This window comes from Mycobacterium sp. G7A2, assembly GCF_041902445.1.
Lineage (GTDB): Bacteria > Actinomycetota > Actinomycetes > Mycobacteriales > Mycobacteriaceae > Mycobacterium.
Genome location: NZ_CP169251.1, coordinates 5,139,281 through 5,153,045 on the forward strand (window position 1 = coordinate 5,139,281; position 13,765 = coordinate 5,153,045).

The following is a 13,765-nucleotide window of genomic DNA, read 5'->3' on the forward strand; positions in this document are numbered from 1 at the left end:
GGGGACGCGGTGAGCCAGGACATCTCGGTGCGCAAGGTGAAGTCGGCGGTACGCACGGTCGAGCTGCTCGAGTATCTGGCCGCCCGCCCCACCGACCCGGCCCGGCTGCGCGAGATCAGCGACGCCCTGGACATGCCGCGCAGCAGCGCCCACGCCCTGCTCCGCACGCTGGTCGCCCAGGGGTGGGTGCGCTCGGACCCCACCGGCACCTACTACGGCATCGGCATCCGGGCGCTGCTGGTCGGCACCAGCTACCTCGACAGCGACCCCTACCTACCGCTCATCACGCCGTTCCTGGAGGAACTGCGCGCCGAGCTCGACGAGACGTTCCACCTCGGCCGCCTCGACGGCACGGACATCGTGTACCTGGCCACCCGGGAATCCCAGCAGTACCTGCGCACCTCCAGCCGGGTGGGCCGGCGACTGCCCGCCTACGCCACGGCGCTGGGCAAGGCCCTGCTGGCAGAACGGTTCGGCGCCGACCGCGACAAGCACGTCCCCGCGGCGCTGGAGGCGCTCACCGCCACCACGATCACCGACCGCGCCGACCTGGACCACCAGCTCGACGACGTCCGGGTGCGGGGGTACGCCTCCGACGACGAGGAGAACACCGCCGGGCTGCGCTGCTTCGCCGTGGCCCTGCGCTACTGCCGACCCGCGCAGGACGCGATCAGCGCCTCGATACCCGCCGACCGTCTGACCGCCGAGCGCGAGCGCGTCGTCATCGACGCGCTGCGCGACGTCGGCGACAAGGTGACCCGTGTGGTCCGCCCATTGGCCAACGGCGACAAATGGTTTGCCTCGTGACCAGATATCTGCCCGAAGGAGCGCCATGACCGCCAGAACACCCGTCGTCACCGACGTGACCGTCATCCCGGTCGCCGGCCACGACAGCATGCTGCTGAATCTGTCCGGCGCGCACGGGCCGTTCTTCACGCGCAACCTGATCATCATCTCCGACTCGGCAGGCAACACCGGCGTCGGGGAAGTGCCCGGCGGCGAACCGATCCGGCGCACCCTCGAGGACGCCCGGCCGCTGATCACCGGACGCAGCATCGGCGACTACCACGCGGTGCTGGCCGACATGCGGCGCACGTTCGCCGACCGCGACGCCGGCGGTCGCGGAGCGCAGACCTTCGACCTGCGGGTCACGGTGCATGCCGTCACCGCCGTCGAGGCGGCGCTGCTGGATCTGCTCGGCCGGCACCTGGAGGTACCCGTCGCCGCGCTGCTCGGCGACGGTCAGCAGCGCGCCGAGGTGCAGGCGCTGGGATATCTGTTCTTCGTCGGAGACCGCACGAAGACCGACCTGGCCTACCGGTCCCCCGCCGACGAGGCACCCGACGCCGACGACTGGCTCACGGTGCGCCACCAGGAGGCCCTGACTCCCGACGCGGTGGTGCGCCTGGCCGAAGCAGCCCACGCGCGTTACGGTTTCGCCGACTTCAAGCTCAAGGGCGGCGTGCTGCCGGCGCCCGAGGAGGCCAAGGCCGTCATCGCGCTCGCCGAGCGCTTCCCCGGCGCACGCATCACGCTGGACCCCAACGGGGGCTGGCTGTTGCGCGACGCCGTCAAGACATGTCGCGAGCTGGCCGGGGTGCTGGCCTACGCCGAGGACCCGGTGGGACCCGAAGGCGGGTTCTCCGGCCGCGAGGTGATGGCCGAATTCAAACGCGCCACCGGCTTGCCCACCGCGACCAACATGATCGCCACCGACTGGCGCGAGATGGGGCATGCGATCCGCTCCGGCGCGGTCGACATCCCGTTGGCCGATCCGCACTTCTGGACCATGGCCGGGTCGGTGCGGGTGGCCCAGCTGTGCGAAGCGTGGGGCCTGACGTGGGGGTCGCACTCCAACAACCACTTCGACGTGTCACTGGCCATGTTCACCCACGTCGCCGCCGCCGCGCCGGGTGAAATCACCGCCATCGACACCCACTGGATCTGGCAGGACGGCCAGGCCATCACCACCGACCCGTACCGCATCGTCGACGGCTATCTGACAGTTCCCGAGGCACCCGGGCTGGGCGTGACGCTCGACGAAGCCGCGGTGGCAGCCGCTCACGCGCTGTACCAGCAGGAAGGACTCGGCAGCCGCGACGACGCGGCGGCCATGCAGTACCTGATCCCCGGATGGACGTTCGACAGCAAACGCCCTGCGCTGCAGCGTGGTTGAGAGGAATGACATGTTGATCGTGGTGGCCGACGGCAACCTGCTCCCCCACCGGGAGCGGCTGCAGGCACGGGCACCGTCCGGGTCACGATTCGTCTGGCTGACCGACGGGGTGCCCTACGAGGAGCTGCGCGACGCCGAGGTGTTCGTCGGCAGCTTCTTCACCGCCGACATGGTGCGGGCCGCCGAGCGGCTGCGTCTCATCCACGTCGCCGGGGCCGGCACCGACCGCATCGACTTCGCCGCGTTGCCCCCTGAGGTGGCGGTGTGCAACACCTTCCACCACGAACGTTCGATCGCCGAGTACGTGGCCGGGGCGGCGGTGATGCTGCGGCGGGGCTTCCTGACGCACGACCGGGCGCTGCGGGACGGGATCTGGGCCACGTCGGTGTACGACCGCTCGCTGCCGCAGCCGCCCGCCTTCGGGGACGCCCGGATCGGGTTCGTCGGTTTCGGCCACATCGGGTTGCGCAGCTGGAAACTGTTGCGCGCGTTCGGCTGCACGGGTGCAGCGGTCACCGGGTCGGGCCGGGTCGCAGACCAGGCCGGACTGGACTGGGTCGGCGACACCAGCCGACTGGACCAGCTGCTGGACGAGTGCGACGTCGCGGTGGTCTCCGCGCCGTTGAACGAGCACACCACCGGGATGATCGGGGCGGCGCAGCTGGCCGCGCTCGGCTCCGACGGTGTCCTGATCAACGTCGGGCGTGGGCCGCTGGTGGCCGAACGGGCGCTCTACGACGCGCTGGCCGGCGGCGTGATCAAGGGGGCCGCGATCGACGTCTGGTACCGCTACCCCGCCGGCGAAGGGCGTTGTGCGCCCAGCGAATTGCCGTTCGCCGAACTGCCCAACGTGCTGATGACCCCACATTCGTCGGGAATCACCACCGACACCTTCATCGGCCGGGTCGACGACGTCGGCGCCAACATCACCCGTCTCGCCCAGGGCGAACCGCTGGAAAATGTGGTGAACCGAGCCTGACGACGGTACACGCGTCGCCCGAGTAGGGCGCTGCAACACCGTCACGCCTTGCGCCACTCTCAGGCGCACGCCGACGCGCGCCGGATCTAGGGCGTGTAGTCGTATTCCGGCTCGTGGAACCGGTTGATGATCGGAATGCGCTCGATGATCCGATCGCGCAGCCGCGGCTCGGGCTGCGGGGTGTTCAGCTGCGGCGGCGCCACGTTCGGCGCCGGGGCCGGCGGCACGTACACCGGCGCGGGCTCGGGCGGCAGATAGTTCGGCGGCGGTGCCGGCGGAACGTAGGCCGGGGCCTCGGGCACATAGGCCGGAGCGGGGGCGATCGGCTCTTCGTACACCGGCGGCGGGGCCTGCGGCGCCGGCGGGGCTGCGGGCGGTTCGACGATCGGCATCGCGTCCGGGACCTCGACGAAGGCAGCCACCGCCTCTGCAGGCACCGGAGCAGCAGGTGGCGGCGGAGCCAGCGGTTTCGGGGCCGGCGGAGCGGCTTCGGCCGGTGACGGCGGCGCGGCCTCGCGCAGCGGCTCGCTCGCCGAGCGGGCCATCTTCGGCGCCTCGGTGTCAGGGGTGAACGTCATACCGAGCGCGATCGAGAGCGAGACCACGAACGTGACCACCGCCGCGACCAGCACGGAGGCGGCCGCCGCGGTCGGCGAGAGGGCCCTGCGGGGCGGCGCGGACTCGGCATCGAGCAGCGACACCGCCGACTCCGAGGCCAGCGCGGCGCCCCTGGCCAGCGCCAGGTCGGCTTCATCGGCCGCGACGACGGCGGCATCGGTGCGCTCGCGCAGCGCGCCGACCACCGCGTCGACGTCTCCGGAGCCCGCGACCAGCACCGTGTCGGGGGACAGACCGTCCACGTCGGCGAGGTCCGTCGGGTGGACGCGGTCAGCAGTCACGCCGTCCGGGCTGACCGAGGCGACGACAGCGGCGCCCGGCTCGGCGACGCAGACCACGACCCGCTCGCCGTCGGCGAGTTCGGCGACACCGCGGGCCAGCGCTTCGGCGGCCTCGACGTCGGAGACGGCGATGACGTTCTCGACGCCACGGTCGGTCAGCGCCTGCCAGATCGCGTTCGCGGCGGCTTCCGCCGAGGTGGTCCAGTTCAGGCCGATGGCGTGCAGCCGACCCGCGGTCCTGTCCATCAGCGCGCTGAGCAGGGCGTCAGCGTCGAAAACCTGATCATGGTCCACGGGCAGTGAGCCGCGGTCCAGGGTTCTGCCCTCTCCGGCGGACTCGACGAGCACCCAGCGCACCGATGACGACGTCATCGACAAACCGAGCACAAGATCCATGGGGCAAGCTTCCAATCTGGTAACGATCAGCCCCCGACACTACCGCGAGCCGCCCCGGCGATGCATCCGGCCGGGTTTCCGATCAGCCCGCTCCGTCGAGCAGGTGGCGGCGCCACGCCATCGCGGCCTGCGCGGTCAGCTGGTGAAAGCCCAGCCAGGACACGTTGGCGTCGCCGACACAGCGGTGCGGTTCACCCAGCCAGGACGGCCGTTGCGCGCCGCATCGCCGGCACTCCATCTGCGCCATGACGCTCCTCTCGGACCCCCGGACACTGATCCGACGGTCTCACCACAGCGGTGCCCGGCGCACGGCGAAGTAATGCATCACACACGTCTGCCCGATCACACGAGGGCGTCGGCGGCGACTCAGGCGGCTATGCGACCGCGCCTCAGACGGCTATGCGGCCGCGGCGCCGGCGGAGTCCTCAGCTGCGCCGTCGGCGGAGTCCTCGGCTGCGGCTCCGGCGACGGCACCGGGGTTGTCCGCCCCGGCGTCAGCCGCGTCCCCCGATTCTTGACCTTCGGTCGCTGGGACCGCTTCCTCGAGTTCGTCGACGCCGGAGTCGGCGGGCAGCGCGTCAGGCTCGCCGGGGGGATCCAAGGCCGCCGACGGCGATTCGCCGCCCCCAGAGCCTATGTCGTCCTCCTCACCGGCCTCGGCCACCACACCGAGGTCGCCGGCCTCCTCGTCCTCCGCATCGCCGGTACCGCCCTCGGCGGTCACCTGCTGCCCCCCGATCGGTGCCCCGTCGACTCCACCGGGTGCTGCGGGTTCATCGGAGGACGAGCTGTCGGCGATTCGTGCCGCGCCTGCGTCCCCCGAATCGCTTTCGGGCTCCTGCCGGTCGGCAACGTCGGCGCTGAAGAGGTTCCATGGAGCGAAGAGCCTCGACCGCAACGGCTGACTGTAATCGGTGCGGTCGTAAGCGGTTTCGATGAACCAGCGCAACGGCGCATCCAGTGCGGCGAGGATCGGGTCGGGCAACCAGTCGAACGGCATCAGCAGCGGGACCGGATAGGTCTTGATGACGTAGTAGGCGGTGTTGGAGTGCTCGTCGAACTGGTAGCACTCACTGCCGGACTGCTCGGCGAGGTCGAGATCCTCGCTCGTGAGCTCGAGTTGAGTGTTGCCGTGCACCAGCACGATGCCCATGAATGCGTTGGCGATCGCGACCGGGTTCCACAGATAGGTCGGGAAGTCAGCCCAGCCGTCGTACTGGCGCACGACGTCGACCGTGAAGTCACCGTTGACCGGTGTGGCGCCGCTGAAGGTGACGTCGACGAACGGGATCGTCAAGCCCCGGAACCTCTGCATGACCCCGCCGTTGGGCCGACTCGGGTTGCCCACCAGAACATAGGTGTTGCCGGTATGGGTGGCCTTGTACAGCGATGCCGCGACCGCGCCCTGGGAGAAGCCGAAGATCACGTCGCCCTCGACAGCTTGCTGATCGGCCAGCAGCTGCGCCCCCTGCACCACCGAATCGTCGTAGCTCAGGTCGGCGAAGCCGCCGTGGGAGAACGGCCGGAAACCGGCGTTGTACGCGACCTCCTCGTATGACGTCGATGGCGTCAGACCGCTGCCGTCGATGACTGTGCTGATGAAGTCCTCGTACTGCTGCTCGCTGGGGATGAAACCGATGTTCGTACCGCGCAGATAGTGCAGCGCGGACAACAACTGCGGACTGGACGTCAGCGTCGGCGCGGCCCCGAGAGCCAGCGCGACCCCTGCCGCGCCGGTTGCCGCGAGGCCGCCGGGGCGACCGGTCGAGCGGTTCTTCGCTCTCTGCGTCCGCTGACGTCGACATGTGCCCAACCGGTGCTTTGCCACAGTGCCCCCTCCGACACCCCCAGGAGGCGTCACTGCGCGCGCCCCCACCCAGGGCGAGTGTACGGACAGAAGTTTGCTGTGAACGGCAATCGGGGGTTTTGGTCGCCGCGGCACTCAGCGGGCCGACACCGCGTCACACGCCGGAGTCGGCACCTACCACCCTGCGCAGCAGTTCCAGCGGTCGCAAGAACGTCGAGCGGGTCGGGCGGCTGTAATCACTTCGGTCATAGGCCGTTTCGATGAACCAGCGCAGGGGGCCCGCCACGGCGTCGGCGATCCACCGGGGCAGGAAGCGTTCGAACGGCATCAACAGCGGCAGCGAGGGCGTCCTGAGCAGGTAGTACACGGTGTTCGAATCGGCGTCGTACTGGTAGTACTTCGGCCCCGCCGACTCGGCTGCCCGAATCTCGTCGGCGGTCACCTCGGTTTGGGCGCCGCCGTGCACCACCAGGATGCCGATCAGCGCGTTCGCCACCGCCAACGGGTTCCACAGGTCGGCCGGGAAGTCGGCCCAACCGTCGTACTGGCGGGCCACGTCGATGGTGTGGTCACCGTTGTGCGGGGTGGCACCGCTGAACGTGACGCCGGCGACCGGGATCGACACCCCCGGGAAGCGCGCCATGATGCCGCCGTTGGGGCGGCTCGGGTTTTCCACCAGCACGTAGCGGTTGCCGCTGTGAGCGGACTTGTAGAACGACGCCGCGACCGCACCCTGGGAGAACCCGAAGATCACATCGCCCGGCTCGGCGGCCCGCTCGGTCAGCAACTGCACGCCTTGCGCCAACGACGCGTCGTAGGTCAGGTCGGCCGTACCGCCATGCGAGAGCGGCCAGAAGCCCGCGTTGTAGGACACCTTCTCGTAGCGGACCGGCGGTGCCGTTCCGACGCCTTTGATGACCGCGTCGATGAACCGCTCGAAGACCTCGTCGGGGGGATCGTCGCCGATCTTCGTGCCTCGCAGGTAGTGCAGCGCGGCCCGCGGTCGCCGCTCCGCCCGCTTCGGCGTATTGGGCGTTTCAAGGCCGCCGTCGGCCGAGCGAGTCACCCGAGCTGCCCACCCTCTCCTGAGGCCGAGGGGCGCGGTGACACGGCCCGCCGGTGATGATCAGAGGTTTGCTACGACCCACCGTACCGGCCCCGACGTCTACCTTCGGGCCGGTAGTGGGTACTCCTCCCGCAGGCGTTTCGCGGTAGCGTGACCGTCATCGTCCCTGTTCGACGCATGAACACCGCCATGGAATGAAAGGTGCAGATCGACCGATGGCCTCCTCGCAACGACTCGAGCAATGGGAGTCTCGCAGCGAGTGGGTGCTGGCCGCGGTAGCCGTCATCTTCCTGGTGGTGTACTCGGTGCAGGTGCTCGCCGAGCCGCCGCGTGCGGTGAACAACACCCTCGATGCGGTGATGACGGTGCTGTACGTGACATTCGTCGTCGACTACGTCGTCCGCCTCACGCTCGCGCCCCAGCGTGTCCGCTGGTTCTTCCGGCACCTGCTGGACCTGGCGATCGTCGTGCTTCCGTTCCTGCGCCCGCTGCGACTGCTGCGGCTGGTCGTCCTCGTCAAGGTGCTGCACCGGGCCGGCGGCGACGCCATCCGCGGCCGGGTGGTGATGTACACCGCGGCCAGCGCGACGCTGCTGGTCTATGTTGCGTCGCTGGCGATGCTGGAGACCGAACGCAACGCCGCCGAGGCCACCATCACCAACTTCGGCGAAGCCGTGTGGTGGTCGATCGTGACGGTCACGACCGTCGGTTACGGCGACGAGTACCCGGTCACCACGACGGGGCGGGTCATCGCGGTGCTGCTGATGATCGGCGGGATCAGCCTGATCGGTGTGATCACCGCGACGGTCGCCTCGTGGATCGTCGAGCGTGTCTCGGAGGAGGACTCGGCGCACCGCGCGGCAACCGCCGCGCAGATCGACGAGCTGCGCGACGAGATCCGGCACCTGTCCCGGCAGCTGCGCGGACACGACGCCGGACGGGAACACACCCGGCACCTGGAACGTGAGAGCGCTTCGCGTGACGAGGTCCGTCGCGGAGCGTGGTCGCGCCGCTGACTTGTCGGCTCAGCCCGAGGGCGGGTCGGCACGTCGCGCCCGAGCGGGCCGCGACACCCGGCGCTGGAGTCGGGGTCGCGCGGTGACACGCCCGCTGAGCAGGGTGGCCACCGGCCCCAAGAACGCCAGCACGAAGACGTACGGCATGGCGATGGCCTCGATCACCGGAATCGATTCGCCGACCAGCGCGATGATGACCAGCGAGAACTCCCCGCGCACGATCAGTGCGGTGCCCGCCCGGAGCTGACCCGGACGCGCCACCCCTTCGCGCTTCGCGGCGTACATGCCCGACACCACCTTGGTGGCCGCCGTGACCACGGCCAGCACCACCGCCAGCGGCAACATCGGGATCATCACCGCGGGATCCACCATGAACCCGATCGAGACGAAGAAGATCGCGGCGAACAGGTCCCGCAACGGACTGAGCAGTTCCCGTACCCGGACCGCCGTCTCCCCGCTCAGCGTCAGGCCCACCAGGAAGGCGCCCACGGCGGCCGACACGTGCACGAACTCCGCAAGTCCGGCGACCAGCAGCGCCACGCCGAGCACCCGCAGCAACAACAGCTCCGAATCCGGGTGCGACACCAGCCGCTCGACGACGTGCCCCCACTTGTAGGACGCCAGGAACGTCACCGCCAACGCCACGATCGCGATGGCGATGCCGACGACGGCGTTCACCCACGTCCCCCCGGCGGCCAGCACCGCGAGCAACGGCAGATACACCGCCATCGCGAAGTCCTCGAGCACGAGCACCGACAGCACCGCCGGGGTCTCGCGGTTACCCAACCGGCGCAGATCGGTGAGCAGCCGCGACACCACCCCGGACGACGAGATGTAGGTGACGCCGGCCATTGCCAGGATCCCGACGAAGTCCAGGCCGAGGAACCAGCCGACGAGCGCTCCCGGGGTGGCGTTGAGCGCGAGGTCCACCCACGCCGACGGCAGATGTTTGCGCATGCTGGCGGCGAACTCGGTGACCGAGAACTCCAGCCCCAGTGTCAGCAGCAGCAGCACCACCCCGACCAGCGCGCCGGTCTCGATGAACTCCGACGCCGACGGTTCGACCGGTATCGCACCCTCACCGAGGCTGAGCCCGGCCAGGAGGTACAGCGGGATCGGTGACAGCGACACTTTGCGGGCCAGGGCACCCAGCACGGTCAGGACGACCAGGAGCAGCCCGATCTGGATCAGCAGCGCGACGGAGCCGTGCACCCCGCTCAGCCCTTGTCGAAAATGTGCTCGACCTGGGTGATGCCTTCCTCGGTGCCGATGATGACGAGGATGTCGCCGACGCGCAGCACATCGGCCGGGCCGGGCGACGGCTGGACGTCCTCGTCGCGCACGATCGCGACGACCGAGGCGCCGGTGCGGGTGCGCACGCGGGCGTCCCCGAGGGGCCGGTCGGCGTAGGGACTGTCGGGTTCGATGGAGACCTGTCCCGCCTCCAGACCAGGCACCTCATGGGTCAGATCGGCGAACCGCTCGGCGATGCGCGGGGCGCCCAGGATCTGGGCCAGCGCGTCGGCCTCTTCGGCGTTGAGGTGAAACAGCGGCTGCGCCACATCGGGATCCTCGGCGGCGTACAGCACGACCTCGAAGTCGCCGGCCCGCTTCGCGACGACGCCGATGCGGTCGCCGTCGGTGTTGTCGAACTCGTAACGCAGCCCCACACCGGGCAGCAGAACCTCGTTGACGTCCATGCGTCCCATCTTGACCGACCCATCCCGACCGTGTGCCGCAAGCCCCGGACCGCGTGGCCGACGTGTCCGATACTGGGCTCATGGTGTCCGAGGACGGCGAATCCCTCTCGGGCGAGGACGCGCGGATCCTCGGTCTGGAGTCGGCGGCCATCACCGGTCACACGCTCAAGCTGATCATCCTCGAGCCCGGCGAAATTCTCGACGTCGGCCGGTTGCGAAACAGCGTGGCAGGCCGACTGTCCGACCAGCCGCGAGCCACCGAGCGGGTCGACACCGGAGGCGACGGGCCGCGCTGGGTCGCCGACGAGCAGTTCGACATCACTGCCCACGTGCGTCGGCGCGCCGGAGGTGAGGTGGTGACGCAGGCCGAATTGTGGCAGCAGGTGGGCGCGCTCATGGCCGAGCATCTCGACCGCCGGCGGCCGTTGTGGACCTTCGACGTCCTGGGGCCGCTCGACGACGGCCGTGAAGCGATCGCCGCGCGGATCCATCATGCGATGGCCGACGGGATCGCCGGGATCCGTTTCCTGGACGCGATGCTGTTCGACCCGCGCGATGACAGCGTCCCGCGTGCTGCCGGGATGCGCAGCGCCGCGGCGCCGTCGCGGCTGACCGAAGTGCGGCGGATGCCCGAGGTGGTGCTGCGCGAACTCGGCCGCCCCGGTCCGCATTCCCCGTTCGACCGGCCGGTCGGCGCCGCCCGCGAACTGGCGTTCACCGTGCTGCCGCTGTCGCGGCTCAAGGAGATCGGGGCGTCGCGGCCCGTCCACGCCACGGTCAACGACGCGCTGCTGGCGGTGATCGTCGGTGGTCTTCGACAGTGGCTGAGCTCACGCGGCACCGCGGCGGGGCGGCTGCGGGCGCAGGTCCCGGTCAGCCTGCACCACCGCGACGAGACAGCACACGACCTGGGCAACCGCGACTCGTTCATCAACGTCGATCTGCCGCTGGCCGAACAGGATCCGCTACTCCGGCTGGATCTGATCCGCGCCGAGACCGCCCGGCGCAAGCGGCTCGGCGACGCCGAGGAGCTGTTCGATCTGTTCCACGCGCTGGGCCGACTCCCTCGTCTCGGCGCCGCGGTGGGCCGGCTGGCCGGCAGCGCGCGCGAATTCAGCGTCGCCGTGTCCAATGTGCCGGGGCCTGTCGGTGCCGTGTCGGTCGCGGGCCGACGGGTGCAGCACCTGTTCTCCTCGTCCGAGCCGGCGATGCACCATGCGCTGCGCATCTCGGCGATCTCGTGCGGAGACGACATCGGCGTCGGCCTGTGCACCGATCCTGGGGCGCTGCCCGGCGTGCGGCTGCTGGCCGATCACGTCGCCGCCGCCTACACGGAGTTGGCCACCGCCGCCCCGGCGTGACGTATTGCTGACCGTCCGGCCAAAACGCTGTGCCCAGCAAACCAGCGCAATACAGTCGGGCTACCAGTGGGCGCGCGTGGAGGCGAGCTTCACGGCGCCCCGTTCGCAGGGAGGCGACATGGGGGGATCAGCCATCACACGGGAGGCGCGGCCGACGGCCGGGCCCAGCCGGCACATCGGACGGGTCGGCGGACTGGCGTTCGCCCTCGGGGTCGGCGCAGCGGTGCTGGCGGGGCCGGGCTTGGCGTCGGCGGAGACGTCGGAGTCGGGGTCGGCGTCGGGTACGTCGGAGACGACGTCGGCAAGCGGGTCGTCGACCGCCCCGGAGTCTTCAGGCGCGGAGCAGGGCAGCGTGACGTCGGAGGAATCCGAGGCCGAGGCCACGGAGGCCGAGGCTGAGGCTGAGGCGGCGGCCGAGGCTGAGGCCGAGGCTGAGGCTGACGCTGACGCGGCGGCTGAGGCTGACGCGGCGGCTGAGGCCGCCACCACCGAGGAGGCCGAGTCAGAAGCGGCAGTTGAGGTGGCTGAGATCGCAGCGCCGGAAACCGAATTCCTCGACGAGGCGACCGCGATGGCCTCGAACCGTGCCGACACGAGCGCTGCGCAGTCCGCGGCCCCCGACGACGCATCTCCTGCCGCCGCAGCGCCCACCTTGGGTGAGCTCATCGACAGCTTCTTCGACAACGACACCCCGACCCTGGACCACGACCCGTCCGAGAACAGCGTCGTCGACGGGACGATCCAGGGCCAGCTTCATCCCGAGGACCCGGACTCGAGCAGGCTCACCTTCACGGCGACCGATCCGGCCCACGGCAGCGTCGTCATCAACTCCGACGGCAGCTTCGTCTACACCCCCGACGACACGTTCGCCGGCCAGGACAGGTTCGACGTCACGGTCAGCGACGCACGTAGCGGTCTGCACATCCACGGCCTCGCCGGCCTACTCAACCTGGTCAGTTTCGGTCTGCTCGGCAACAGCGGGCATCGCTCCACCGAGACGGTGTTCATCGGTTTCGAGCGCGCTGTCGTCGTTCCCGGACTCGACACCCCGGTGGACTTCCGGTTCCTGCCCGACGGCCGCATTCTCGTCGCCGAGAAAGCGGGCACGATCAAGGTTGTCGAAAACGGCACGCTGCGTGACGAACCCGTGATCACGCTGTCGGTCAACACGCTCGGTGAGCGCGGAATCAGCGGCCTGGCCGTCGATCCCGACTTCGCCGACAACGGATACCTCTATGTCTCGTACGTCAGTTCGGCCAATCGCAACCAGCTATCCCGGCTGACAATGGTCGGCAACACCGCCGGCACCGAAGTCGTCCTCCTGCAGTCAGGTCAGTCCTCCGCGGTGAACCACCACGGCGGAGCCTTGGGATTCGGACCCGACGGCACGCTGTACTGGGGAGTCGGGGACAACGGTAACGGCGCCAACTCGCAGGACCTGACGAACATTCACGGCAAGATCCTGCGCCTCAACCCCGACGGCAGCACCCCCGCCGACAACCCGGCCATTGCCGGTGCACTGCCTCAGATCTACGCCTACGGTCTGCGCAACCCGTTCCGGTTGACGTTCACACCGGACGGCAAGCTGCTGGTCGCCGACGTCGGTGCGGCCTCGTTCGAGGAACTGAACCTGATCACCGCCGGCGGAGATTACGGGTGGCCCGGCGCCGAAGGAGTCTGCGACGACTGCGACTCGATCAACCCGATCTACACCTACCCGCGTGGCGGGGGCGCGGCGATCACCTCGGTGCTCGTCTACGACGGCGACACGTTCGGCCCCGACTACGTGGGCAAGGTGTTCATCGCCGATCTGGTCCAAGGCTGGATCCGCGTTCTGACGTGCACGCCGGAGTTCACGTCGTGCGGGGACGCGCAGACGTTCGATCCGGACGCCGGATCGACCGTCGTGCTCGCCCAGGGACCGGACGGCAACGTCTACCAGCTGCTGTACCAACCCGGTTCGCTGGTGCGCATCGCACCCGCCGGGGAGGCCGAGGCGGAGTTGGTCTGAGAACGAGTTTTTCGGTGACGTCGCTGGTCGAGGTGCCGGCGGCCAACGGATTCGGCCCTAGCGGTCGCTAAAAGTTCCCTGTGAACTACAGTAGAACCGCGGTGTGGGTGCGACGGGAGTCGCCCGTCCCCTGCTCTGCGGGGAACGGCGCAGCTACGACTTCGCCCCCAAAACCGCGGATAGCGTGCGCATTCCTCGTGATTGAAGGATCAGCGCACGCACGACCACTTTTTCCGAGAGCGTGCGCGTGGCAACGGAAAAAGAAAGGTCTCATGACTTCCACGACCACCCAGGACAATGCAGAACTGCGGTTGCGTGAACAGAATTACGGTGACGATCCACTAGCCGATCGCG

General features: G+C 69.5%; 12 protein-coding genes. 6 read left to right on the top strand and 6 right to left on the bottom strand.

Annotated elements, in window-relative coordinates; all coding sequences use genetic code 11:
- The first annotated feature begins 9 nt into the window (after positions 1-9).
- The 3 genes from ACEWX3_RS24380 to ACEWX3_RS24390 are packed head-to-tail and all read left to right on the top strand — an operon-like array spanning position 10 to position 3,155.
- Positions 10-807, top strand: coding sequence for an IclR family transcriptional regulator (locus tag ACEWX3_RS24380; RefSeq protein ID WP_374157939.1), 798 nt, complete (start codon positions 10-12; stop codon positions 805-807).
- Between the two features lie 25 nt (positions 808-832).
- The gene (locus tag ACEWX3_RS24385; RefSeq protein WP_374157940.1) at positions 833-2,176 is read left to right on the top strand and encodes an enolase C-terminal domain-like protein; all 1,344 of its coding nucleotides are present in this window, start codon (positions 833-835) and stop codon (positions 2,174-2,176) included.
- A 10-nt stretch (positions 2,177-2,186) separates the two neighbouring features.
- Positions 2,187-3,155, top strand: coding sequence for a 2-hydroxyacid dehydrogenase (locus tag ACEWX3_RS24390; protein ID WP_374157941.1), 969 nt, complete (start codon positions 2,187-2,189; stop codon positions 3,153-3,155).
- Between the two features lie 86 nt (positions 3,156-3,241).
- Here the strand turns inward: ACEWX3_RS24390 and ACEWX3_RS24395 are convergent, their stop codons facing one another.
- From ACEWX3_RS24395 to ACEWX3_RS24410, 4 genes are all read right to left on the bottom strand, one after another.
- Positions 3,242-4,450: a hypothetical protein gene (locus ACEWX3_RS24395; protein ID WP_374157942.1), complete on the bottom strand. Its 1,209-nt coding sequence runs from the start codon at positions 4,448-4,450 to the stop codon at positions 3,242-3,244.
- 82 nt (positions 4,451-4,532) lie between these two features.
- Entirely contained in the window at positions 4,533-4,697 is a 165-nt protein-coding gene (locus ACEWX3_RS24400) for a hypothetical protein (RefSeq protein ID WP_163673005.1), read from the bottom strand.
- Between the two features lie 150 nt (positions 4,698-4,847).
- A complete protein-coding gene (locus tag ACEWX3_RS24405) occupies positions 4,848-6,278 on the bottom strand; it encodes a PE-PPE domain-containing protein (RefSeq protein ID WP_374157943.1) in 1,431 nt (476 codons plus the stop codon).
- A 133-nt stretch (positions 6,279-6,411) separates the two neighbouring features.
- Positions 6,412-7,323 carry a PE-PPE domain-containing protein gene (locus tag ACEWX3_RS24410; protein ID WP_374157944.1) on the bottom strand — a complete coding sequence of 304 codons (912 nt, stop codon included), beginning with the start codon at positions 7,321-7,323 and terminating at the stop codon, positions 6,412-6,414.
- Positions 7,324-7,538: 215 nt separating this feature from the next.
- On the opposite strand from ACEWX3_RS24410, the gene ACEWX3_RS24415 reads away from it, so the two are divergent.
- On the top strand, positions 7,539-8,339 hold the full coding sequence (locus ACEWX3_RS24415) for a potassium channel family protein (protein ID WP_163673002.1): 801 nt from the start codon (positions 7,539-7,541) through the stop codon (positions 8,337-8,339).
- A 9-nt stretch (positions 8,340-8,348) separates the two neighbouring features.
- On the opposite strand, the gene ACEWX3_RS24420 is transcribed toward ACEWX3_RS24415, so the two are convergent.
- Positions 8,349-9,551 (bottom strand): cation:proton antiporter, encoded by a 1,203-nt coding sequence (locus ACEWX3_RS24420; protein WP_207065988.1) that lies wholly within the window; start codon positions 9,549-9,551, stop codon positions 8,349-8,351.
- A 5-nt stretch (positions 9,552-9,556) separates the two neighbouring features.
- Positions 9,557-10,039 carry a cation:proton antiporter regulatory subunit gene (locus tag ACEWX3_RS24425; protein WP_374157945.1) on the bottom strand — a complete coding sequence of 161 codons (483 nt, stop codon included), beginning with the start codon at positions 10,037-10,039 and terminating at the stop codon, positions 9,557-9,559.
- An 80-nt stretch (positions 10,040-10,119) separates the two neighbouring features.
- On the opposite strand from ACEWX3_RS24425, the gene ACEWX3_RS24430 reads away from it, so the two are divergent.
- Both ACEWX3_RS24430 and ACEWX3_RS24435 read left to right on the top strand, forming a co-directional pair.
- Positions 10,120-11,400, top strand: coding sequence for a wax ester/triacylglycerol synthase domain-containing protein (locus ACEWX3_RS24430; protein ID WP_374157946.1), 1,281 nt, complete (start codon positions 10,120-10,122; stop codon positions 11,398-11,400).
- A gap of 118 nt (positions 11,401-11,518) precedes the next feature.
- Positions 11,519-13,411 (top strand): PQQ-dependent sugar dehydrogenase, encoded by a 1,893-nt coding sequence (locus tag ACEWX3_RS24435; RefSeq protein ID WP_374157947.1) that lies wholly within the window; start codon positions 11,519-11,521, stop codon positions 13,409-13,411.
- The last annotated feature ends 354 nt before the right edge of the window (positions 13,412-13,765 follow it).

Excerpts from the sequence above, each read along its gene's own strand:
- ACEWX3_RS24385 (WP_374157940.1), top strand. The coding sequence starts at position 833 with ATGACCGCCAGAACACCCGTCGTCACCGACGTGACCGTCATCCCGGTC.
- ACEWX3_RS24390 (WP_374157941.1), top strand. The coding sequence starts at position 2,187 with ATGTTGATCGTGGTGGCCGACGGCAACCTGCTCCCCCACCGGGAGCGG.
- ACEWX3_RS24395 (WP_374157942.1), bottom strand. The coding sequence starts at position 4,450 with ATGGATCTTGTGCTCGGTTTGTCGATGACGTCGTCATCGGTGCGCTGG.
- ACEWX3_RS24400 (WP_163673005.1), bottom strand. The coding sequence starts at position 4,697 with ATGGCGCAGATGGAGTGCCGGCGATGCGGCGCGCAACGGCCGTCCTGG.
- ACEWX3_RS24415 (WP_163673002.1), top strand. The coding sequence starts at position 7,539 with ATGGCCTCCTCGCAACGACTCGAGCAATGGGAGTCTCGCAGCGAGTGG.
- ACEWX3_RS24425 (WP_374157945.1), bottom strand. The coding sequence starts at position 10,039 with ATGGACGTCAACGAGGTTCTGCTGCCCGGTGTGGGGCTGCGTTACGAG.
- ACEWX3_RS24430 (WP_374157946.1), top strand. The coding sequence starts at position 10,120 with ATGGTGTCCGAGGACGGCGAATCCCTCTCGGGCGAGGACGCGCGGATC.
- ACEWX3_RS24435 (WP_374157947.1), top strand. The coding sequence starts at position 11,519 with ATGGGGGGATCAGCCATCACACGGGAGGCGCGGCCGACGGCCGGGCCC.